The sequence below is a fragment of the Dorea sp. AF36-15AT genome (assembly GCF_003477705.1).
GTDB lineage: Bacteria > Bacillota > Clostridia > Lachnospirales > Lachnospiraceae > Claveliimonas > Claveliimonas ammoniilytica.
On record NZ_QUDV01000003.1, the window covers coordinates 257,663 to 277,865 of the forward strand.

Genomic DNA, 20,203 nt, shown 5'->3' on the forward strand with positions numbered 1-20,203 from the left:
AAAACTATCTTTTATTTTACTGTAATTTCACTCTTTATTGAATCTGCAATACTTTACAAAGTTTTTTACGGAAAAATGCTTCGGATTAATATACTTAACACCAGTATCTATCAGCTTAAATTTTGAATAACCAAACACCAGTGTTTCATTATTCACAAAAATCGTCATCTATCCAGAAAGCAGGTAAAATATGTTCACAATAATCAGAGTATTTTCTGCATTCAATACATTCTTCATCTAAAGAATCTACGCCGACATAATGAATATGATAATCTACAGTATCGTTTACAAATCTTTCAAGGAAGATGTTCAAAACAAAGGCTACTCTATCATCACAATAAACATAACCAATTAAATTCTTATGAATGATACAGTAAACGAGATAAACACAGCGTGTATCAACGATGCAGTTGAAATTGTATCCAGATTAAAGCCTATTTATACTTTAAAGCATGCACGGAGACAGCAAGAAGACCTATTCCTGTACGGAAGAGGTCTTCCCGTCCTTATACTAAAGTTAATTGGTATGCTGAAGTCCCGCAAAAGCAACATTTAATTTACCTCCAGATTACCGCTTTTAAGAGATAGATAATCGGAACTTCCGCTAAGCAGATAGAAAAAATATTCCCCTTTTTCATCTGGTGAGAAACTATATTTTCCACTCAGTTCATCGAACACTTCTCCTTCATACATTATCCCGTCTTTTACATAACCGATAATCAAATCTTGGGATACTGTAATGTCTGATTTATATTTATCAAACGAAATGACTATATTATCTTTATCAGTTAGTTCCCATCCCTTTCCATTGTCTTGTGTAAGTACACAAAGTGAATTGTTGATTAGAATTATTTCTGGAATGATATACATTTCATCTGATTTATCAGTAGGAATCTCTACTATTGATGATGGTATGAAATTAGGCATCAGACTGCTTTTAACAATTCTGCTTTCAGGAAATTCTGATGAAGATTTGGCTAATTCCTCAATATCAACAACTTTCCCATTTTCATTGGTATATACACCGTCTTTTAATATGATGTAGCTTCTATCATTGGTTTCTGTCCCGATTAAATGTCGATTGCTGTCATCAATTAAAGCCGATGTTAACAGATGACTGATTGCAGCATATACAGGCATACACAAAAACACTGAAACCACAGTTACAATAATTGCAGTTCTATAAGTGAACTTTAAAGGCTTATGTTTTGAAGCTGTTTTACAAAATACATTTTGACGTATCTTTTGTTTGGAATATTTTTTCAGTATTTTATTGCAATCATGAAAATACACTTCCTCAATAAAAGATTCATCAATTTCACTCATTAACTCATTCAAAGAAAATTTTACAGTCTTCATATCTAAATCCCTTCTTTTCCATTTTTAGTTTTAATTTTTTACGTCCGCGTAACAGTTTGGATTTTACTGTAGATTCTTTTAATCCGGTTTCTTCTGCTATTACAGCGATTGTCTTAGTGTAATAGTAGTACGAGATAAAACATTTTCTTTCGTCAACTGATAGTTCATATATGCTTTCTTTTAAGCATTTGATTACTTCTTCTTTTAACGGCCCGTATTCAATATGTTCGTTCGTTCCAACCTGAAACGCATCTTCGTAATTTTCAAAATGCATCTTAGAGGTTTTTCGTAATGCGTTTTTTGCCATGTTTCTTGCGATTGTTCCTAAATAGGGTTTGAATGTGCTGTAGTTATCTGTATCTAAATCTGCACTGTAATTCCATAGAGCTACAAAAACATTAGACACGACCTCCTCCTTGTCTTCATATGGCAAAGCACTTCCAATAATATTCTCGACTATGTATACAACATATCTGTAGTATTTGTTCATACATATTTTTAAAGCGCGCTCATCTTTATTTTTTAGTTCGAGCATCAGTTGTTTCTCATCTATGTTAAATAACATGCTTCTATCTCATAAATTCAGTGAATACTATAGCAGTGGTTTAATAATGGGAATGTGTATTTTCAAAAAAGGGAACCGAGAAACCAAGTTAAAAAGCTTCAATTAAAATCAGGATAAGTACTCACCAGCACTTGAAATATTTTCCACTATTAAAATGTAATAGAAAATGATTTGATTGTAAAGGCATCAGAGGACAGATTAGTTACCATGCCGTAATAGTAATCTGTTGCCTGTGTCGTAAATCCTGAACGCAAACCACTTGCTGTAATCTCACGCACAAATTCTGATGAAGGTCCAGCTACGTATGCGCGTACTCTTGAACGATGAAAAGCAGAACGGCTCAAAGTGTAATTTATAGTTATGTATCTGCCGCTATTACAATAAAGTCCCATACTGTTATTTGATGGTGTTAATATGGCGACTTCGCCATTTTTCAATGTGATTCCGCGCCAAGTATATCGGGCATATGCATTTGGAATAACACCTTCTTCAACAACTTTCTGCAGGCTTTCGTCAGCAAACACAGTGTACTTCCATTCAATCATATTAGGGTCATCTGTAAGCGGCTCTGCTGCAAAAACATTAACACTTAGCGACAGCATCATAACGAGTGTTAGGATAAAACTGATTATTTTTTTATAAGCCTTCATATATGTACACGACTCCTTTCCAAGGTTCCCTTTGTAATAAGATACACAGTAAATATTGTAACGGTTGCATTTATTTAAAAAATTAAAAAAGATAATTTTTAATTTTTGTTTTTTGAATTTTTTGATTGGTAAAATAAGAAAATGGATTATAAAGAGTTGCACTCTAGGTACCTCCTACGTACAGAATAAGTATCAAATACAAAGGAGTGAAATCATTATGATTAAAAAATTAAGAGTAGCCGTGGATCACGGGAACCGGAACATGAAAACCTGTCATTTTATCTTTACCACAGGACTGACGGAACAGGATAAAAAGCCTGCCAGGGGAGAGAAGTATCTGAAATATCAGGGAAAGTATTATACCCTTAGTGAGAAGCGGATTCCGTACCAGAGGGACAAGACGCAGGACAGCCGGAACCGATTCTGGATTCTGACCTTATTTGCCATTGCAATGGAGCTGGAGCAGAAAAGCCAGATCCAGCCGGAGGATGTCATTCAGGTGGAACTTCCGATTGGGCTTCCGCCGAAGCATTTTGCAGAGCTTTGTGAGAGATATGAACGCTATTTCAAAGGGGACGGGAAGGTGCAGGAACTGTGCTTCAACGATAAAGTCTATCACCTCTGTATACAGAATGTAATGGCGTTTCCGCAGGATTATGCAGCCATGATGACGAGGATGATGGAAATCCGTGAGATTCCGAAAGTCGTAGGGATTGATATTGGCGGATTTACTTCTGATTATCTTCTGATGAGAAGTGGCAGACCGGATATGGATTATTGTGATTCTCTGGAAAAAGGTGTGATTACCATGTATAACGATATCATTTCCAGTATTAACAGTGAATATGACATGCTTCTGGAGGAGGCAGATATCGACAGTATCATCAAGGGAAAAACGCAGTATTATGAGGAAGCTGTTGTACAGGCAGTAGAAACCATGGTTCAGAATTTTGTTACCGATCTTCTGAACAGCATCCGAGAGCGGGGCATTGATACAAAATCTACTTATACGGTGTTTATCGGCGGCGGAGCAGTGCTTCTGGAACGATTTCTGGAGCAGGCAGACCGGTTGGGAAAACATACCTTTATCCGGGATATGAAAGCAAATGCCGATGGATATGATCTTTTGTATCGCATGACACAGGCTGGAGTGTGATTTTATGGGAAAGAAAAATCCGTTTGTATTCACTATTGGTTTTGATAAGTCGGATCCAGATCACGTGTATGTGACAGAACTTCTGAATACGACAGAGAAAAAAGCAAAACTGATCGTTGCGGCAATTCTGGCATATACGGGAAGAACGGATGAGACAGGTAATGGCAGTATAAGCATGGAACCGGATATGCTCCGGCCAATGATGCAGCAAATCATCCGGGAAGAAGTAAGAAAGGTATTGGAAGGGCAGGACGTTTCTAAGATAAATAGAGAAATGCCCACAGAAGTTGATTTGATGGAAGAAGAACCGCTGCGGATGGATCAGACTATGAGACAGAATGTAGTGGATGCTATCAGTGCATTTCGCAGGGCATAAAAAAGCAGGAGAGATACACATGCTTATGGCAGTGTACTCTCCTGTTCTTTGTATCAGAATGGGAATAGACAGAAAACTCACAGACTATTCACAGATTACTCACAGATTGTCTTTGTATAATGTGTAGATGATGAAGGATACGGGAGAGCCTTAACTTAGGTTCTTGAATCCATCCAGAAGTCCACGCAGTGTAGAAAGGGCAAGCTGTTTCTGCTCCTCCGGGCAGGAATTTAGTTCTGCCATGATTTGCTGCATGGTAGAATCCGGGTTCGTTTTCTGGTTAGAAAATATAGCATCTATGGAAATATGTAAGTAAGTTGCCAAGGCATAAAGTGTTTCCAACTGTGGATTGCCAATATAGTTTTCAATATCAGAGACAGTCCGTAAAGAAATCTTTGCCTGTTCCGCAAGGCTGTTTTGCGAAAGATTGCGGCGGAGACGTTCTTCCCTGACTGCATCTCCCAATAATTTTTTCACCATCTATATCACCTCACTTAATGCATATATTTTATCGTAGATTAACACTATACGAAATGCGTTAAAGTGCGTTATGATAAGCAGGATAACACATGCACAAATAGAGAAACATGGAAGTAAGTACGACAGACATGAATGGACAGCATAAGATAAAAGCCAAAGAGGAACTGAATCTGTTAAAAAAATCTTATCCATACAATGTGTCGGAGAGAAGTTAGAATATGCAGTATATGAGATACTATCATCGCATATCCTACACAATTACATAGAAAGAGAAGTATCGGCTGGACTACGAATAGAGTGGTCCAGCCTTTCTTTTTTTCGAAAAAATGAAGGCAGTGTCACGTTTTGTTGCCGCTCACCGCCATCCTCGGAATTTTTTGGAACGTGATAAAAAATTTCGGAGGATAAAACAAATGAACAAAAAAACATATACAGGATCAAAGATACAAAATCACTTTACAGCATATCTGATACAGTTTGTCCGTGGAAAACGACATGATTATCTGGAGAAGAAAATCCAGATGGCTGATGCAGAAGAACTGTTGGAGGATATTGGACAGATGGAGGCAAGAATTGTAATCGAAGAATTGCTGGAGAACCAAACGAGGGAGCAGCTTTTATTGCAGGAGGCACAGGGGAAATATCCAGAATGGAATAAGATGTCAGATGAAAGACTGATGAAAGCGCTTCATACGCTGCGGGATGAAGAACGGAAGCTGATTTACCAGCATGTGTTTGAAGAACGTACTTTTGAGGAAATGAGCAGGCTAAACGGGTTATCAGAGGAGCGATGCAAGGGTATTTATTATTATGCAATCCGGAAGATCCGCAAGGTGATGGGAGGTGAAAACTAATGAATTTTGAACGATTACTTTTAAAGGCAAAAGAAGGAAATGCAGATGCGGTACTGAAGATTTTAGAGATATATAAGCCGCTTTTAATTAAGAATGCGATTGTGAATGGCAGATTTGATGAAGATCTGTATCAGGAACTGGTAAGTACATTGCTTCAGTGTATCCAGAGATTCCAGATAATTGAGTAAGTTATCTTAAACAAAGGCTGCAATCACTCTCAGGGGAGTAACATCCTCTGGGAGTGATTGTTTTTTGAAGGGTGATATTGCCTCAGTTCGAAGCGGCAGACGGTGTTGATCTATTATGTTGCCTGATGCTTTAATGCTCTTTTGTTGTTGCCAGTTCTTTATGAAGATGTAGAGCCATAAACACAGTAACAATAGCAGAAATTACATCGGCAATCGGTTGTGCATATAGTATTCCATTTATGCCCCAGAATGATGGGAGCAACAGAATGATCGGAACAAAGCAAATACCTTGTCGGCAAGCCCCAAGAACGAATCCGGCGGTGCCTTTTCCAAGTGCAAGAAACAGAGAAGAATACACTGTGTAAAATCCAAATACGAAGAAGGAAAATCCATTTGCCATTAGCGATTTTTGACCTACAGAAATCATCTCTGTATTGCCTTCTGTAAATTGCGAAATAATCTGTGTGGAAAATAGGGCTATTGTCAATCCCACAACTACACAAAATATTGTTGACCATAAGATAGAAGTTTTAATTGCTTCCCTGAGCCGATCAAACTTTTTGGCACCATAGCTAAAGCCGGCAATTGGTTGGAAACCTTTTAAGAAGCCGAACACAACCAGAGTTCCCATTGAAGTGATTCTTGTAACAGCGCCCATTCCGGCGATAACAGCATCTCCATAGATATTAGCTTCCCGGTTTATGAATGCGATAGAAAGGCTTGTAAGAAGCTGGAAAGTCAATGTGGGTATACCGATTTTCAGAATTTCAGTTATGATCTGCTTAGAAGGACAAAATTCCTTAATGGAAAATGTAAAAGCGCTTTTTTTCTGTAATGCATAAATTAAATATACAAGAGTAGAAGCCATTTGAGAAATTGCTGTAGCGATTGCCGCACCAGCAACCCCCATGTCGAGAGTATAGATGAAAATAGGATCTAAACCAATATTCAATACAGCTCCTAATAATAATGCACACATAGTTGTTTTTGCGGCGCCTTCACTTGCAACGATATTGTTCATCGTTACATTAAATACATTGAAAATACATGAAATAACATAGATTCTTCCATAAGAAAGGGCGTATGGCATAATCGTGTCTGTTGCACCTAACATGGTTAAAATAGGTTTCAAAAAAATTGCAGTTCCGATAATAATAACTGCGCCAATACAAACACTGCTGTATAATGCAGTACTGGCGACTTTACTTGCAGCTTCCCTATCTCCTCGCCCTAAAAGTCTTGATAAGTAGGAGGCGGCACCATTGCCAAACATCAGACCTAAACCAACAACTACTTGTCCTAAAGGAAACGCAATGGAAATTGCACCCATTTGACTCTCGCCAAGTCCTCCTATGAAATAAGCATCCACCAAATTGTAGAGAGCGTTAATAAGCATACCAATCATTATCGGTATACCAAGAGCCATTAGTGCTTGGGGAACAGGTGCATTTCCTAATAAATCCATTTTGTTGTTATTCTTGTTCATTTCAAATACTCCTTTCAATTAAGAATATAAATTATAGTAGTATAAATTATAGTATACTACGTGAGAGAATACTACTATAATTTATAGTAGTTGTCAAGCGTGTATCCTGCAATTTCCTTGACAAGAGGTATAAAATCAAATACTATAAATTACAGTATATATAACCGTAAGTATTTTATAGCTTTCGTGGATATAGAAAGTGGGTGAACTATGGCTACAATAGATTTAATTGTGTTAGGAATATTGAAAAAGGAACCGATGGGAGCCTATGATATTCAAAAATTAGTGGAATATCGTAATATATCAAAATGGGTAAAAATCAGTACACCATCCATTTACAAAAAAGCAATTCAGTTGGAGGAAAAAGGCTTCATTAAAGGAGAAATTGTGAAAGAAGGTAAGATGCCTGAAAAAGCAGTTTATTCATTAACAGATGAAGGCGAAAAAGAATTTGTAAAGCTTATGATGGAAACAGCCTCTAAACCCATTCACTTTTTTTTAGATTTTAATGCAGTAATTGTAAATTTGGATAAGTTACCGCCTGAAAGTCAACAATCATGTATTGCCAGTATTGAGGAAAATATTGAAATATTAAAAACTTATCTGGAGGAAAATCTTCGAGAGAAAGAGAATGATCCGGAAATCCCTAAGACTGGTATGGCAGTATTGCAACAGCAGATAGTTTTGGCGGATGCTATTGAAAAATGGATTATTTCTCTAAAAAAAGACTTTTGATGAAGAAGTCACTAGCTGATTTCTTATTAGGTCTGCAGGATTGGGAAGAAACAGGGATGGATGCCGACCTATGTTCCGGCTTTGTAGCCAGAACATAGAAATTTTCTTAGTGGGGAATCTCCCTCAAACCCGGTGCTCCTTATATCCTGCAGATTAAACTTCAAATTTATACCCATATCCAACTACTGTTTTTATGTAATTCTTGTCGCTGGAATACTTTTTTATCTTCTTGCGTATTTGAAAAATAGTGTTTTCCACGGCGTGGAAATAACCATTTGCTTTTTCATGCCAAACTGCTTCATAAATCTGTTGTTTAGTAAAAGCCATCCCTGGATTAGAATATAGCATATAAAGTACATCAAATTCTTTTACAGAAAAGTTAATGTCTTTTCGTACTATTAAGCCGTAGGTCGTAAAGGTCTGCGACTTTAACTTTACCCGGAAAGGAGCTGCCACATATATAGGCAGTGCTGTAATTTTAACAGTAACGGTCACCAATCTATGGGGATGGATTGTATATCCGGCTGAAATGCTAAAAAATCAGTGGTTCTTATTTATCACTTCACTCTGCCCCGGTAATTATGTGTTTGCCGTTTCTGGCTCTTGCAGCTATTGCGATTCTACTGGTCTATTACCAGACTATTTGCAGGTAAAGCATTGCTCTGGTTTTGAATTTGAGTTTTGGCAGTCTAATAATAGCATTTTAGATTAGCTGTGATAAGGTGAAACAGATTAGGAGGAAAGTAAATTGCATTACAAAGACAAAAACCTACAGATAGATATTCGCTGTCATACTGTTTTTATGAATGATCAAAAGATTGAATTGAGTCTGAAAGAATTTACGGTACTAAAATATCTAACAGAACATCCTGGCTGGGTATTCTCTCACGAGGAGATTTATCGTAATGTCTGGAAGGAAGAACCGATTGACTGTGCTAATGCGGTTATGTGCTGCATTAGCCAGCTTCGTAAAAAGTTAAAAGTAGATTCACGGAACTGGAATTACATCCGCACCGTCCGAGGTGTGGGCTATAAGTTTCAACCACTCTCAGGGGAGTAACATCCTCTGGGAGTTTTTTGTCATATTTGTTGCACTTTTCGGCTCTGGTACGTACAGAAATAGAAAAGAAACATATCCCAAAATGTATACATTTTAGAAGTACGTTCCGGAAAGAGGGATTATATTTCAAAAAGGTTACACACACAGTTTTGAAATATACCAATAAAAGTGTGGATATTTTGGGACATGGAAAGGAGAAATGTGGATGCAGATATATGGATATCACCGTACCAGTACAAAGGAGCAGCATCTTGACCGTGGCATACAGGAAATTGAGCGGTACTGTAACGAGCATGAGATGGCACTTACGAATATTTTTACGGATCAGGAGACAGGGAAGAATTTTAATCGTCCGAGATATACCGTTTTAGTGGAGGATGTCCTGCGGCCGGGAGATATTTTGATTGTTACAGAATTGGACAGACTGGGAAGAAACAAGTATGACACCATGCAACAGATCCAGCGGATTAAGAACATGGGAGTGCGGCTTATGGTTCTGGAACTGCCGACTACGCTTATGGATTTATCTGTGATGGATAATGCGATGGCAAGGATGATGCTGGAAACAATCAATAACATGATGCTGGAGCTTTATGCTTCTATGGCGCAGGCAGAGCTGGAGAAAAAGGAGAAGCGACAGCGGGAAGGGATAGAAGCGAAGAAATTGCGGGGCGAATGGGATGATTATGGAAGACCAAGTGTGATGAAGCAGGAAACTTTTGATGAGAACTTTCAAAGCGTAGTTTCTGGAGAAACGACACCTACACAGCTTCGTAAAAATTTGGGAATGACGCACTCAACTTTTTATCGCTATCGAAAAACTTTTTATGAAAAATACCCGGAACTTTCAAATTCTGCAAATTAAAGTCCTATTACTTATATAGACCAAAGAATTTCAGGAGGAAAGAAATATGAGTGAAAAGAGAATAGGTACTTTAATTTATGATCCATCAATGGGAAGATTTGATATCCGGTTTGGGATTGAATCTTATTATGGAGGTCTTCATTGCGGAGAATGTTTTGATGTGAAGGTAAAGGATGCATGGATTCCGGTTCGGATTGAAATGGATGAAGACTGGTATCTGGTAGGGCTTCCTAAGACGAGTCTCAGTGGACTGACGGTTCGAATGTAGGAGGAGCATATGATGGAAGCTAAAAAGAAATATGAAAAGCCGGCATTCCGATTGGTGACAGATTTGGGGAGTATTTTGGAATGTCTGTATGAGGTATATGGAACGGATGGAACGATGTTGATTGCTGGGAACAAGTTATCGGATACGGTAATCTATCCGTTTATCCGCATGATTAAAAAGAAATGCAAAGCAGTGGATGCGGAAAAGCTGAATCTGATGCTCTGGAAGATTTATATGGTAAGTTCGAGAAAAGAAGAATTTGTGACGGCTGCTAAGAAAGAGCTGCAGCCTTATTTGACCAAGAAAGATGAAAAACAGATTGACACCACATATGGCACCACATATACTATAGATAGGAGGCATTAAAGATGTCGAAATGGGATAAACTATTGACAAGAATTTGCTCATTATCGAAAGACCTTCGTTTTGATGAACTAAGAAAAGTATTAGAAAGTTATGGATATGAGATAAATGCTCCGAGAAGTGGGAGCAGCCATTATACATTCCGTAAAGCGGGATGCCAGCCGATAACAATACCGAAACACGAACCAATCAAGAAAATTTATGTTGAAATGGTAAAGCAGATTGTAGAAAGTGAGGCGAAAAACGATGAAGACACTGAATGATTATTTGGCAATGTCCTATCGCATGGAAATTGTGGAAGATAAGGATGAAGGTGGATTTGTGGTTTCTTATCCGGAACTGCCGGGATGCATCACCTGTGGAGAGACGATAGAAAGGGCAGTTGAAAATGCAGCGGATGCAAAAAAAGCATGGTTAGAAGCTGCACTGGAAGAAGGGATTGAGATTCACGAACCGGGAAGCCTGGAAGAGTATTCGGGACAGTTTAAAATAAGGATGCCACGCAGCTTACACCGGGATCTGGCGGAACACTCAAAAAAAGAAGGCATCAGTATGAATCAATACTGTATATATCTTCTTTCAAAGAATGATGCGCTGTTAGTAAAATAAATATACAAGAATATAGATGAAAAGAGCCGTCCGGATGGGCGGCTCGAAGTATTCTTTCTTTGATTAAAAATGATATTGTTCTAGCAGATAGATAGGAAGTGTTTGTACGTTTCCAACGGTTCCGCCTTTGGTATCACCTTTCAGATATAGTAGTTTATTGGCCTTCCCCTGTTCCAATGCCTTCAAGGCAGTAGATGCAGTTCCCTTACCGGCTTTAACTTCAATCAGATAGCGGATGTGAGTTTTCAATGTCTGAGCTACAAAATCAATTTCACCACCTTTATAAGTAGCAAAAGCCGGTGTCTCAAAGATAATTTCTTCCGGGAATTCCTGGCGTTTGGACAAGTTAATGTAAACATAGTTTTCGTTCAATGAGCCATCCATAGTTGATACAGTAGCACCAGTTCTGGAGAGATAATAATATGCAACTCCAAGATCCATGAAGAAGCAGCGGCTTCCCGGTTTGAAATTCAAGATGTCCAGTTCTGTGATTTTGCCACAGAAACCGATGATTCCAGAATGGTAAAGCCAGTTGATAGCACGATAGCAGGTTGCTTTAGAAAGATTACTGGAGTAATTCTTTGTAACGAGCTTTTGCAGTTCTTCACTTATACTGTCCTCATCTAATCCTTTCTTTTCACGAAGCAGAATACGGCAGATGCTTAAAAAGATGTTGGTAAAAACACTAATATCTGTGATGTCATCAAAGTACCGCATAGATTCGTTTAAGAAAATGCGGATGATTCTAACAAGCTCTTTTTGAGCTGCTTCCACGTCTTTTGTGTTAAGGTATGTTTCCACAACCTTTGGATAGCCGCCAATCTGTCTATAGATGTCGTAAACATTCTTTAATTCGTCATATAGTTCCGGTACGGTGTCATCTGCATGATCCAGTGGAAGTGATAGATACTTCTGAAAAAGCTGGTCATCCAATGCTTCCAAAAACTCTTTAAAGGAAAGGGTATAAATACGGATACTGGTAATATCTCCACTGGAGAATTTGAATTCCGGTTCCAGTACACGTCCCAGATAACTTCCAGTTACAATGAAATGCGCTTGAAAATAGCGGGTAAATTCTCGGATACGGTTGAATATCTCTGAGGATTCCTGAATTTCATCAATAATGATGACTGTATCGTTGGTATCTTCAAAATCCGGATCGAAGAGTTTAAAAGCATCGTGAAGCGGCTGCTCCGGTCGTTTTGTACCGGGAGTCCAGTCTGTGGCTTTTTTGTAACATTCCATAAATTGTTTGCCGGACAAATCAAACAGGTTAATGTAGATCTTGTGCCTGAAGTTCTCATCCGCAAATTTATTGATAATATATGTTTTTCCGACCTGTCTGGCACCATTCACTTCCAAGGTGCTGTGGACGGTATCGTTTTTCCAATCCAGAAGCTGATCGTAAACTTTTCTTTTCAGATACATGGGAAATGCTCCTTTCTTTCAACTGTTCCTATTATATCAAAATATGAATGGATAATATAGAGGGTAATTTCTGATAAATGATGAATTGTCTAGTCTGAGCAGTTCTTCACGGGTATTCCGGTTTCTGTCATTACTTTTTCGTACTGAAGAAGCTGTTCCCAGGTCAGCCATTCCGGTTTCTGATCTGTGGGAAAACCATTCCATAATTCTTTCATACGGGCAATATGGTTTTGAACGCTATGATTGCATAGGATAGACGGACTGCGATTTCCGTAGCCCAGATAGTATTCACAGTCAGACTGTAATTTACTTAACATCCGGTACTCGAATTCATAGGAACTTCTTTGATACGGAGCCGGATGAAATGTGTACTCCTGCTGTATGGGATGGGAAGGTTCTCCATCAATATGGTTAAAAGATAAAGAATAAAGATTCGGTTCAGGCTCTTTGCCAAGGTCAATATCCTTCCACAACTTTCCGAATTGGTCCTTATATACCGGACAGGAAAAATCATCCATGCCAGTATACTCAAGCACTAATTTTGTTTTTGCATTTTCATTCATTCTATTAGACCATCCTTTCCTTTATTGCAGACATTGAGGTATATTATTGGGCGCTGTTTCTGCATTCCACTGCAGCTTCGCACGTACATCCATCAGGATGATTCCTAACTGGTTTTCTCCGCAGTTATTGACTTTGCCCCAGAAATAGTCACCCCAGTTGTTTCCTTCAATAAGTGTGGACTCTCCGGTTGCAAGAAGTTTATCCCGGAGTTCCGGGTTCTGCATGAATTTGCACATGCAGATTTCATACATGAGCCGGACTTTCACTTTTTCCCAGTCCGGGCGTAATGTAAGATCTCTGCCGAGTTTCTTTGCATCAGAAGGATTATGCATCCGAAAAATACAGAATTTGCGTTGCTCTCTCGCAGAGAGTGTTTTCTGCGCTTGAAAAGCAGCTTCATTATTTGCATAGGTTTGTCCCATGTAAGAGACCGGTGCCGGATAGAAATTGCTTAGAAAAGCATAATCTCCCCGAAATTCATTGATCTGTGTAGGTATGCGCTTGCTTGTATTTGTTTGATTCATTATAAATTCCTCCTTTGTAAAAGAGGTGCGGCCTTTCAGCCACACCTCAAAATAATTCTCATCTATTGCAGAGATGGTTATGCAATCATCTCCAAAAATTCAGCTTCTGTAAGAATTGGAATACCAAGGCTCTGGGCTTTTGCCAGTTTGCTGCCGGCTTTTTCCCCGCAGATCAGGTAATCGGTTTTCTTTGTTACAGAGCTGCCAGGTTTGGCACCAAGCTCCAGAATCTTATCGTTGATACCGTCTCTGGTAAAATGCTCCAGTTTCCCTGTTGCTACGATGGTACATCCTGTAAATTTGTTTTCTTTTGTCATAATGGTCTCTTCCTTTCTTTGTTCAAATGTGAATTCGTTCTGTAAGTTTTTCCATAAATCAAGATTTGCTTCATCTGCAAACCAGGAATGGATGTTGTGATTTAAGATTTCGCCAAAATCCTCTAACTGAGTGAAGTCGTAATCTCCGACAGCCGCCTGTTCAAATGCAGTTAAATTTCCGGAAAATACGGTGTCCAGAATCCGGCTTTTGGTTCTGCCGATCATAGGAATATCCATGGAAACCAGATAGCGGACAAAGCTGGTCCTCCGGCTGGCGTTGATGGATTCCCACAAGCGGTCGAAAGATTTCTCACCATATCCGTCCAGTGCCACAATATCTTCCCGGTGTTCCTCCAGATGATAGATGTCCTGAAAAGAGTGCAGATAGCCCAGATTCAGGAATTTTTCTAAAGTGGCTTCTGACAGTCCTTCGATGTTCATTGCCTTCTTGCTGGCAAAATGGACAAACCTTCTTGTGATCTGGCTGTCGCACTGCGGATTATCACAATGCAGAGTTTCTACGGTGCGACCGTCGCTGGTCTTACGGCTGTAGGTTCTGGTTTTGTAACCACAGCAAGGGCAGACCGGAGGCGTGATGTCGGTATACCTTCCACGATCCAGATTATCCTCTATATGTGGGATGATCATGTTTCGTTTGGAAACAAGAATCCGGCATCCGGGTACAAGCTCCAGATTTTTGATAAAGGTCAGATTATGAAGGGAAGCTCTGGAAACATCACAGCCGTCAATCTCCACGGTATCGAAGATGCCGACCGGAGCAATCTCTCCGAATCTGGTCGGTGTCCATTCAATTTCACGCAAGAAAGTTTCGTAGGTATCATCCTCAAACTTATAGGCGAGGCCGTCCTTATAGTGGTGTCCGGTTTTTCCGCAGCTTTTGGAGTAGCTGAGACTGTCAAAAATCATGACAATGCCATCGATAGGAAGATGTAAATTTGCTGCTGTGGATACCAATTCCTGAATGAATTTCTCCGCATATTCTTTTGAAAGTCCGGTTCCTGAAATTGAGAAAAACGGGCAGTAACCAAAGCCCAGGTGTGTTAAACCTTCTAATTTGCAGGCTCTGCTGTCCGGGAAGGGAACATCCTCCATTCCTTCTAATACATTGAACGGAAGAAAGCGAACACAACGTCCGATACAGTTCTTCGGATCAAGACTTCGTACTGATCCGGAAGCAAAATTACGTCCGTTTTTATAAGGTTTTCCATTTCCATCACGCAGAGTATCTTTCAGACGTTCAAAATCATTGGTTGGTATAAAAGACTCACCGGTAATGACCAGACGTTCTTTGTGTGGAATGGTAAGCGGTACATTTAAAAATGCCGGGATATTGTGTGTAATATCTTCCCCCACTTCACCATCTCCACGGGTAGAAGCCTGAATCAGTCTGCCATCTTCGTAAATGAGTTTGGTAGTCAAACCGTCCAGTTTCAGCATAAAGAGAACTTCCTGTCCTTTCATGAAATCTAAAAGCTCTGAAATCAGTTTTGTTTTCTCAAGCGAGAGCAGTGGAATCGGATGGGTGACTTTGGCAAGTTCACTGACCGGATAATATCCAACCGTCTGTGTCGGAGAATTTGACAGGATGAAACCAGTCTGTTCCTCCAGTTCCTTCAGTTCGTCAAAGAGTCGGTCATACTCGGCATCAGATACCAGAGGGGCATCCTGATTGTAGTAGGCATGACGGTATTCATTGAGTTGTTTTACAAGATTCTTAATTCTTTTGACTGACATAGAGTCTCCTTTCTTTTGTGGCGTGCCAGTTCCGGAATCATTTGTTTCCGTAATCCTCCTTTCCCTGCGTTCAGGCATAAAAAAAGAGAATGACGCTTATGTTCATTCTCAAAATAGATGCAGTTTCCTGCAAAATAAAAAAAGCCAGAAGTCCCTGCTGCTTGTTGGGCATAGGAAAACTCCTGACTACGTTTCAAACCTAAACTGCGTGTGATAAATCCTTTCCGGATTGACACAAATAATTGATATAAGAACAGTATAACACTAGATGTAGTATATGTCAAATGAAATAGATTCCTCAATGAAGCTTTTGCCTTATGTTGATGACAAATTTGTCGGCTACAGGAATAAAAGCGTTCAGGATTTCAGATTTGCCCTAAGCGAAGGAATTCGTAGCCAGGTATTTTTTGCCACTTTCGTGGAGAAAGTCGAAAACCAGATAAAATCAATCTCTGTCATAAATGCCTCTAAACTGTTTTTACATCGTAGTGGTTATGCAAGTTCTAAATTTAAAAATAATTTTCACGAATAACTAACTTTTCTATATGCTGAATTGTCATAAAATATAGATTATTAAATTTGAAAGCAGATTGAAGGTGATAAACATGAGAAGTTATAAACGGTATACCAGGCGAAAGAGACTTTTGAAGCAAATCGCTGTGGTTGCTTTATCTCCTAATCGGGTATTCACGAAAGAACAGATCTATCAGCATATCTATGAGGAAGCGGAGTCAGAAGTGAATAACCGAATTTACGGTCTGATTAAGAACTTTAGAAAGAAAATAGAAGAAAATCCGGAAACACCGCACTACATAGAAACGATACGTGGTGTTGGTTATCGCTTTCGGGCATAAAAGGAGCCGTCCGGCAATGGGCGGCTCGAAGTGTTTCTCTTGTTGTTTATTTATTGTTTTTTTCGTTGTATACTGATAAAACGAGGTGATAAAAGTGGCATATAGAATTTTGATCGTGGATGATGACATCGAATTATTAAAGATGTTAAAGAACTATTTTGAAATCAAACGATATGATGTAATGATGGCAGAAGATGGCACAGATGCTTTGGAAAAAATCCATAAGAAACCGGATATTATCTTGCTGGACATCAATATGCCTAAAATAGACGGATTAGAAGTATGCAGACGTATCCGGGGCAAAGTAACTTGTCCCATTATCTTCCTGACGGCAAAAGTGGAGGAGCAGGACAGGGTAAACGGGCTTTTATCCGGTGGGGATGACTATATACTGAAGCCGTTTAGTCTGAAAGAACTGGATGCTCGTATTATTGCACATTTGAAGCGTGAGGAGCGTCATAAAGGGAAGTCTGAATACAGATTCCACGGAGACCTCAGTATTGATTATGGAGCAAAGAGGGTTCAGATCGGTGAAAATGATTTGGAGCTTACGAAGCTGGAATATGCAATCATTGAGTTTTTGTCCATGAATCCAGGACAGGTTTTTGACAGGGAGCGGATATACGAAAAGGTGTGTGGTTATGATGCGGAAGGTGACAGCCGTGTTGTTACGGAACTGATCCGGAGAGTGAGAAAGAAACTGGCGGAATATACGCAGACAGAATACATTGAGACAGTATGGGGGATGGGGTATCGATGGAAAAGATAAGAAATTTATCCTTGAAAAAGACAATGGTTTTATATACGATACTCAGCTTGATTGTCACTTTTTTTCTTTCTGTGTCAATTATTGAGATTGCCGGGCAGATACAGGAGGAGGTCTGGTGGAAGTACGTGGATCAGGACGAGTATTATCAGGCAATGAATGACCGCAATGAAAATTTTGAGGTAGTGGTACCGAGACCGAATCAGAGTAAAATGAGCAGAATGGACTGGCATATTTCAGAAACCTGTGATTTCCTTCAGACGTACGGAGTATTGCTTTTTTCTTTTGCCGGATGTGGAATTGCGGTCAGCCTGTTTTACAAAAATAAATTAAAGAGACCGATTCAGGAACTGAAGATGGCATCACAGATGATTGCGGAGGAAGATCTGGATTTTCATATGGCTTATGAGAACGAGGACGAGATGGGGATGCTGTGCAGGGAATTTGAAAGGATGCGTGGGCAGTTGGAAGAAAATAACCGTAGACTTTGGCAGATGATCGAAGATGAGCGGGTACTGCGTGCAGCGATTGCCCATGATATCCGCTCGCCGCTTGCAATCATGCGGGGATATCAGGAAATGCTTTTGGAATTTGTTCCGGAAGATATGCTTGATCAAGAGAAAATGATGGAGATGTTAAGGGGCGGTATGCTTCAGATTGAACGGATGAACCATTTTATTGATAGTATGAGGAAGATGACGAAATTGGAAGAACGGGAATTAAACTGTTCCGTGGTAGATATCCGGCAGTTGATAAACCAGATAGAAGCTCTGGCAGAAGTCGTGGTGGAAAAATCAGAAAAGAATTTTACAGTGACGACAGTGAGAGAATCTGAAATACTGACTGCGGATGAGGAAATCATCATGGAAGTAGCGGATAATCTGTTGGCTAACGCATTCCGCTATGCCAATCAGGAAGTTAGGCTGAAGCTGACAGTGACACCCCAATATCTGAAAATGAGTATCAGGGATGACGGAATTGGATTTCAGGAAAATATCGACAGGGTGACACAGGCGTTTTATCATGAGAATCCACAGGATGACTTAAAGCATTTTGGAATGGGTATGTATATCAGCCGTATCTACTGCGAACGGCATGGTGGGAAACTGCTGATAAAAAATGTAGCAGATGGCGGTGCGGAAGTTGAGGCAGTGTTTAAAAATTATGTATTAGAAGAACAACAGCAGAAATAAATGGCTGTTGTTTTTTTGTTGTGATTTGTAGGCTATGCTGTTTGTAGAAAAAAGAAAGGCGGGATGACTTATGAAAGCAATCATAAAAAGGAATCTGAAAAATTATCTTAAAAATCCGATATTCTGGATCGGTTTGATTGTTGTTTTAATCAGTATGTACCAGACACTTGCACCCTATCTGTCCATTCATTACGTGAAGTCGGATGAAACCTTCAGGAAGGTAAAAATGGCCTCCGATGGGGATGTTATGGAGGGATGTATTCCGGCAACACCGGATAAGGAGAGAGAACTGTGGGAGAAAGAGATTGTAAAGATACTTCAGGACACAGAGAATGGGTTTGGCATGTCGGAAGTAGAGGCGGAGGCAGTGATATCTGAGATGAAACAGATGAAGATTACGGAGGCGTGTCAGTATCTGAAAACGGAATACCACTTTAATGGTGCCAATTATGTGTATGAGGACGTTTCATGGTATCAGGGAAGCCCGGAGGAAGTCAACCGGTATATCAGAGAAAATCTTGAGAAACATCCATTCTCCTATTATTTCGGAAGAAAATTTACAGATTTTGCAAGCCTGCATATGGCATTCTTTGCAACGGTTCTGCTGGCGTTTTTATTTTTCCAGGATATGAGGAAAAATACTTATGAATTGCTGCACACCAAACCGATGACGGCTTTTCAATATATTGCCGGGAAAATAAGCAGTGGATTTCTCATTATGACGGCGGCACTGGTCATTATGAATATCGTATTTATCATTTTGTGTTACGCCACGGCAGTAAAATCAGGATTTGCTATGAACATACTGGATTTTGTTCAGAATTCGATCCTGTATGTCCTGCCGAACATCCTGATGATCTGCTGTGTGTATGCGGTTACAGCGCTGCTGTTTAAGAATCCGCTTCCAGCGGTTCCGGCGCTGGTTCTTTATATCATTTATTCTAATATGCTGACATGGGATAGCAAAGGACAGTGTCATGCAAGACCATTCTCTATTATGGTTCGATTTCCGGGGAATTTTTTTGAAACGGAATTGCCACATCAGGTATATCTCAATCAACTGCTTCTTGTGGCAGCATCCATACTGCTCATGTTTATAGCGGTGTGGATGTGGAAAAGGAGGAGAGTATATTGAAGAAAGAAGTAAAAATATGTATGCCATATTATAAAATTGCATATTCAATCGCTTTTGTTGTGATATTGAGTGCAATCCAGCCTGTTGTATATGCGAATGAAATCGGGCAGGCAGTAGAAAGAGCTGTTTCGCTTCTGGCAGTCGTTTTCTGTGCAGATACTTATCTGGTGGAAGTGCAGAGCAAACGCTCGGAAGTATTCTGCCTTTATAATCTAAAAAAGCAGGCAGGGGTAGTTTATAAAAGACTATTTGTGCAGGTAGCTTATCTGATTGGAATCAGTTTGTTGGCATATGGACTCTTTTATTGGCAGAAACCGGTGAATCTGACAGAAGAATTAGATGGCGGTGCCTTGTTTGGAATTTATTGTATTGCGATTCCCGGAACTGTTTTGTTTTGGAGTGTGCTTTCCGTAACTGTCAGCAATCTGGTTCGAAACAGATGGATTGGTATGGGTGTCGTGCTGCTTTTCTGGTTTTTCTCTATTTCCGGAAAGGCAACTCAGTTTTTGAAAAACTGGGGACCATTTTCCTACGGAACTTGTGATTTCGGTAAGCTGACAGAGTGGAGATGGCTTGGCGGGAAGGTGCTGTGCGTGGTATTTGCGGGGATGATGCTTGCATTTGTTCCTAAGATATTAAAGAAGAGAGGGTAA

General features: G+C 39.6%; 27 protein-coding genes. 17 read left to right on the plus strand and 10 right to left on the minus strand.

From position 1 onward, the window contains the following. Positions 1–552 precede the first annotated feature (552 nt). From DWZ93_RS07075 to DWZ93_RS07085, 3 genes are all read right to left on the minus strand, one after another. Entirely contained in the window at positions 553–1,359 is an 807-nt protein-coding gene (locus DWZ93_RS07075) for a hypothetical protein (RefSeq protein WP_109215051.1), read from the minus strand. After that, a complete protein-coding gene (locus DWZ93_RS07080; protein WP_020436704.1) occupies positions 1,331–1,924 on the minus strand; it encodes an RNA polymerase sigma factor in 594 nt (197 codons plus the stop codon). The genes DWZ93_RS07075 and DWZ93_RS07080 overlap by 29 nt, the downstream gene beginning before the upstream one ends. A 149-nt stretch (positions 1,925–2,073) precedes the next feature. After that, positions 2,074–2,574 carry a hypothetical protein gene (locus tag DWZ93_RS07085; RefSeq protein ID WP_020436705.1) on the minus strand — a complete coding sequence of 167 codons (501 nt, stop codon included), beginning with the start codon at positions 2,572–2,574 and terminating at the stop codon, positions 2,074–2,076. Between the two features lie 217 nt (positions 2,575–2,791). Here DWZ93_RS07085 and DWZ93_RS07090 point away from each other — a divergent pair, with 217 nt between their 5' ends. Together DWZ93_RS07090 and DWZ93_RS07095 are read left to right on the plus strand one after the other, a co-directional pair. Then, the gene (locus tag DWZ93_RS07090; protein ID WP_020436706.1) at positions 2,792–3,730 is read left to right on the plus strand and encodes a ParM/StbA family protein; all 939 of its coding nucleotides are present in this window, start codon (positions 2,792–2,794) and stop codon (positions 3,728–3,730) included. A 4-nt stretch (positions 3,731–3,734) separates the two neighbouring features. Beyond that, positions 3,735–4,106, plus strand: a complete 372-nt coding sequence (locus DWZ93_RS07095; RefSeq protein WP_005333400.1) for a hypothetical protein — start codon at positions 3,735–3,737, stop codon at positions 4,104–4,106. 150 nt (positions 4,107–4,256) lie between these two features. On the opposite strand, the gene DWZ93_RS07100 is transcribed toward DWZ93_RS07095, so the two are convergent. Continuing rightward, complete coding sequence (locus DWZ93_RS07100; protein ID WP_005333402.1) at positions 4,257–4,586, minus strand: helix-turn-helix transcriptional regulator; 330 nt, start codon at positions 4,584–4,586, stop codon at positions 4,257–4,259. 413 nt (positions 4,587–4,999) lie between these two features. Between DWZ93_RS07100 and DWZ93_RS07105 the strand changes: the two genes are divergently transcribed. After that, positions 5,000–5,440, plus strand: coding sequence for a sigma factor-like helix-turn-helix DNA-binding protein (locus tag DWZ93_RS07105; RefSeq protein WP_023921559.1), 441 nt, complete (start codon positions 5,000–5,002; stop codon positions 5,438–5,440). Further along, the gene (locus DWZ93_RS07110) at positions 5,440–5,628 is read left to right on the plus strand and encodes a helix-turn-helix domain-containing protein (protein ID WP_005333406.1); all 189 of its coding nucleotides are present in this window, start codon (positions 5,440–5,442) and stop codon (positions 5,626–5,628) included. The genes DWZ93_RS07105 and DWZ93_RS07110 overlap by 1 nt, the downstream gene beginning before the upstream one ends. A 130-nt stretch (positions 5,629–5,758) precedes the next feature. On the opposite strand, the gene DWZ93_RS07115 is transcribed toward DWZ93_RS07110, so the two are convergent. Beyond that, entirely contained in the window at positions 5,759–7,114 is a 1,356-nt protein-coding gene (locus DWZ93_RS07115; protein WP_005333407.1) for an MATE family efflux transporter, read from the minus strand. 210 nt (positions 7,115–7,324) lie between these two features. Here DWZ93_RS07115 and DWZ93_RS07120 point away from each other — a divergent pair, with 210 nt between their 5' ends. Then, positions 7,325–7,849 (plus strand): PadR family transcriptional regulator, encoded by a 525-nt coding sequence (locus DWZ93_RS07120; RefSeq protein ID WP_005333410.1) that lies wholly within the window; start codon positions 7,325–7,327, stop codon positions 7,847–7,849. Positions 7,850–8,002: 153 nt separating this feature from the next. On the opposite strand, the gene DWZ93_RS15240 is transcribed toward DWZ93_RS07120, so the two are convergent. Continuing rightward, positions 8,003–8,344 carry a winged helix-turn-helix domain-containing protein gene (locus DWZ93_RS15240; RefSeq protein ID WP_005333412.1) on the minus strand — a complete coding sequence of 114 codons (342 nt, stop codon included), beginning with the start codon at positions 8,342–8,344 and terminating at the stop codon, positions 8,003–8,005. Between the two features lie 253 nt (positions 8,345–8,597). On the opposite strand from DWZ93_RS15240, the gene DWZ93_RS07130 reads away from it, so the two are divergent. The 6 genes from DWZ93_RS07130 (at position 8,598) to DWZ93_RS07155 (ending at position 11,014) form a co-directional block, all read left to right on the plus strand. After that, a complete protein-coding gene (locus DWZ93_RS07130) occupies positions 8,598–8,909 on the plus strand; it encodes a winged helix-turn-helix domain-containing protein (protein ID WP_023921561.1) in 312 nt (103 codons plus the stop codon). 205 nt (positions 8,910–9,114) lie between these two features. Then, positions 9,115–9,774: a recombinase family protein gene (locus tag DWZ93_RS07135; RefSeq protein WP_040015506.1), complete on the plus strand. Its 660-nt coding sequence runs from the start codon at positions 9,115–9,117 to the stop codon at positions 9,772–9,774. Between the two features lie 46 nt (positions 9,775–9,820). Continuing rightward, positions 9,821–10,042: a DUF5348 domain-containing protein gene (locus DWZ93_RS07140; protein WP_005333419.1), complete on the plus strand. Its 222-nt coding sequence runs from the start codon at positions 9,821–9,823 to the stop codon at positions 10,040–10,042. Between the two features lie 9 nt (positions 10,043–10,051). Continuing rightward, entirely contained in the window at positions 10,052–10,408 is a 357-nt protein-coding gene (locus DWZ93_RS07145; protein WP_118452425.1) for a hypothetical protein, read from the plus strand. 2 nt (positions 10,409–10,410) lie between these two features. Continuing rightward, positions 10,411–10,668 carry a type II toxin-antitoxin system HicA family toxin gene (locus DWZ93_RS07150; RefSeq protein ID WP_005333422.1) on the plus strand — a complete coding sequence of 86 codons (258 nt, stop codon included), beginning with the start codon at positions 10,411–10,413 and terminating at the stop codon, positions 10,666–10,668. Next, positions 10,652–11,014 carry a type II toxin-antitoxin system HicB family antitoxin gene (locus tag DWZ93_RS07155; protein ID WP_005333424.1) on the plus strand — a complete coding sequence of 121 codons (363 nt, stop codon included), beginning with the start codon at positions 10,652–10,654 and terminating at the stop codon, positions 11,012–11,014. Before DWZ93_RS07150 ends, DWZ93_RS07155 begins: the two co-directional genes overlap by 17 nt. Positions 11,015–11,077: 63 nt before the next feature. On the opposite strand, the gene DWZ93_RS07160 is transcribed toward DWZ93_RS07155, so the two are convergent. The 4 genes from DWZ93_RS07160 to ligA form a co-directional block, all read right to left on the minus strand. Then, a complete protein-coding gene (locus DWZ93_RS07160) occupies positions 11,078–12,442 on the minus strand; it encodes an ATP-binding protein (protein ID WP_005333425.1) in 1,365 nt (454 codons plus the stop codon). Between the two features lie 89 nt (positions 12,443–12,531). Then, positions 12,532–13,005, minus strand: a complete 474-nt coding sequence (locus DWZ93_RS07165; protein ID WP_005333427.1) for an LPD11 domain-containing protein — start codon at positions 13,003–13,005, stop codon at positions 12,532–12,534. Between the two features lie 21 nt (positions 13,006–13,026). Next, positions 13,027–13,530 carry an NADAR family protein gene (locus DWZ93_RS07170; RefSeq protein WP_023921566.1) on the minus strand — a complete coding sequence of 168 codons (504 nt, stop codon included), beginning with the start codon at positions 13,528–13,530 and terminating at the stop codon, positions 13,027–13,029. 77 nt (positions 13,531–13,607) lie between these two features. Beyond that, positions 13,608–15,602, minus strand: a complete 1,995-nt coding sequence (ligA, locus tag DWZ93_RS07175; RefSeq protein ID WP_118452426.1) for an NAD-dependent DNA ligase LigA — start codon at positions 15,600–15,602, stop codon at positions 13,608–13,610. Between the two features lie 277 nt (positions 15,603–15,879). Between ligA and DWZ93_RS07180 the strand changes: the two genes are divergently transcribed. The 6 genes from DWZ93_RS07180 to DWZ93_RS07205 all read left to right on the plus strand — a co-directional run bounded on the left by DWZ93_RS07180 (position 15,880) and on the right by DWZ93_RS07205 (position 20,203). Further along, a complete protein-coding gene (locus DWZ93_RS07180; RefSeq protein ID WP_005333435.1) occupies positions 15,880–16,134 on the plus strand; it encodes a hypothetical protein in 255 nt (84 codons plus the stop codon). A 73-nt stretch (positions 16,135–16,207) separates the two neighbouring features. Then, positions 16,208–16,456, plus strand: coding sequence for a winged helix-turn-helix domain-containing protein (locus DWZ93_RS07185; protein ID WP_243061180.1), 249 nt, complete (start codon positions 16,208–16,210; stop codon positions 16,454–16,456). 94 nt (positions 16,457–16,550) lie between these two features. Beyond that, positions 16,551–17,225 (plus strand): response regulator transcription factor, encoded by a 675-nt coding sequence (locus DWZ93_RS07190; RefSeq protein WP_023921570.1) that lies wholly within the window; start codon positions 16,551–16,553, stop codon positions 17,223–17,225. Next, positions 17,213–18,415, plus strand: a complete 1,203-nt coding sequence (locus tag DWZ93_RS07195) for a HAMP domain-containing sensor histidine kinase (RefSeq protein ID WP_055155762.1) — start codon at positions 17,213–17,215, stop codon at positions 18,413–18,415. Before DWZ93_RS07190 ends, DWZ93_RS07195 begins: the two co-directional genes overlap by 13 nt. Positions 18,416–18,485: 70 nt before the next feature. After that, positions 18,486–19,550, plus strand: coding sequence for an ABC transporter permease (locus DWZ93_RS07200; RefSeq protein WP_005333443.1), 1,065 nt, complete (start codon positions 18,486–18,488; stop codon positions 19,548–19,550). Beyond that, positions 19,547–20,203: a hypothetical protein gene (locus DWZ93_RS07205; protein WP_022415113.1), complete on the plus strand. Its 657-nt coding sequence runs from the start codon at positions 19,547–19,549 to the stop codon at positions 20,201–20,203. The genes DWZ93_RS07200 and DWZ93_RS07205 overlap by 4 nt, the downstream gene beginning before the upstream one ends.

Coding starts and splice junctions, on each gene's coding strand:
- DWZ93_RS07195 (WP_055155762.1), top strand. CDS start 17,213: ATGGAAAAGATAAGAAATTTATCCTTGAAAAAGACAATGGTTTTATAT.
- DWZ93_RS07100 (WP_005333402.1), bottom strand. CDS start 4,586: ATGGTGAAAAAATTATTGGGAGATGCAGTCAGGGAAGAACGTCTCCGC.
- DWZ93_RS07120 (WP_005333410.1), top strand. CDS start 7,325: ATGGCTACAATAGATTTAATTGTGTTAGGAATATTGAAAAAGGAACCG.
- DWZ93_RS07140 (WP_005333419.1), top strand. CDS start 9,821: ATGAGTGAAAAGAGAATAGGTACTTTAATTTATGATCCATCAATGGGA.
- DWZ93_RS07095 (WP_005333400.1), top strand. CDS start 3,735: ATGGGAAAGAAAAATCCGTTTGTATTCACTATTGGTTTTGATAAGTCG.
- DWZ93_RS07185 (WP_243061180.1), top strand. CDS start 16,208: ATGAGAAGTTATAAACGGTATACCAGGCGAAAGAGACTTTTGAAGCAA.
- DWZ93_RS07165 (WP_005333427.1), bottom strand. CDS start 13,005: ATGAATGAAAATGCAAAAACAAAATTAGTGCTTGAGTATACTGGCATG.
- ligA (WP_118452426.1), bottom strand. CDS start 15,602: ATGTCAGTCAAAAGAATTAAGAATCTTGTAAAACAACTCAATGAATAC.
- DWZ93_RS07155 (WP_005333424.1), top strand. CDS start 10,652: ATGAAGACACTGAATGATTATTTGGCAATGTCCTATCGCATGGAAATT.
- DWZ93_RS07110 (WP_005333406.1), top strand. CDS start 5,440: ATGAATTTTGAACGATTACTTTTAAAGGCAAAAGAAGGAAATGCAGAT.
- DWZ93_RS07075 (WP_109215051.1), bottom strand. CDS start 1,359: ATGAAGACTGTAAAATTTTCTTTGAATGAGTTAATGAGTGAAATTGAT.
- DWZ93_RS07145 (WP_118452425.1), top strand. CDS start 10,052: ATGATGGAAGCTAAAAAGAAATATGAAAAGCCGGCATTCCGATTGGTG.
- DWZ93_RS07200 (WP_005333443.1), top strand. CDS start 18,486: ATGAAAGCAATCATAAAAAGGAATCTGAAAAATTATCTTAAAAATCCG.
- DWZ93_RS07135 (WP_040015506.1), top strand. CDS start 9,115: ATGCAGATATATGGATATCACCGTACCAGTACAAAGGAGCAGCATCTT.
- DWZ93_RS07180 (WP_005333435.1), top strand. CDS start 15,880: ATGTCAAATGAAATAGATTCCTCAATGAAGCTTTTGCCTTATGTTGAT.
- DWZ93_RS07150 (WP_005333422.1), top strand. CDS start 10,411: ATGTCGAAATGGGATAAACTATTGACAAGAATTTGCTCATTATCGAAA.
- DWZ93_RS07090 (WP_020436706.1), top strand. CDS start 2,792: ATGATTAAAAAATTAAGAGTAGCCGTGGATCACGGGAACCGGAACATG.
- DWZ93_RS07160 (WP_005333425.1), bottom strand. CDS start 12,442: ATGTATCTGAAAAGAAAAGTTTACGATCAGCTTCTGGATTGGAAAAAC.
- DWZ93_RS07080 (WP_020436704.1), bottom strand. CDS start 1,924: ATGTTATTTAACATAGATGAGAAACAACTGATGCTCGAACTAAAAAAT.
- DWZ93_RS07085 (WP_020436705.1), bottom strand. CDS start 2,574: ATGAAGGCTTATAAAAAAATAATCAGTTTTATCCTAACACTCGTTATG.
- DWZ93_RS07170 (WP_023921566.1), bottom strand. CDS start 13,530: ATGAATCAAACAAATACAAGCAAGCGCATACCTACACAGATCAATGAA.
- DWZ93_RS07115 (WP_005333407.1), bottom strand. CDS start 7,114: ATGAACAAGAATAACAACAAAATGGATTTATTAGGAAATGCACCTGTT.
- DWZ93_RS07105 (WP_023921559.1), top strand. CDS start 5,000: ATGAACAAAAAAACATATACAGGATCAAAGATACAAAATCACTTTACA.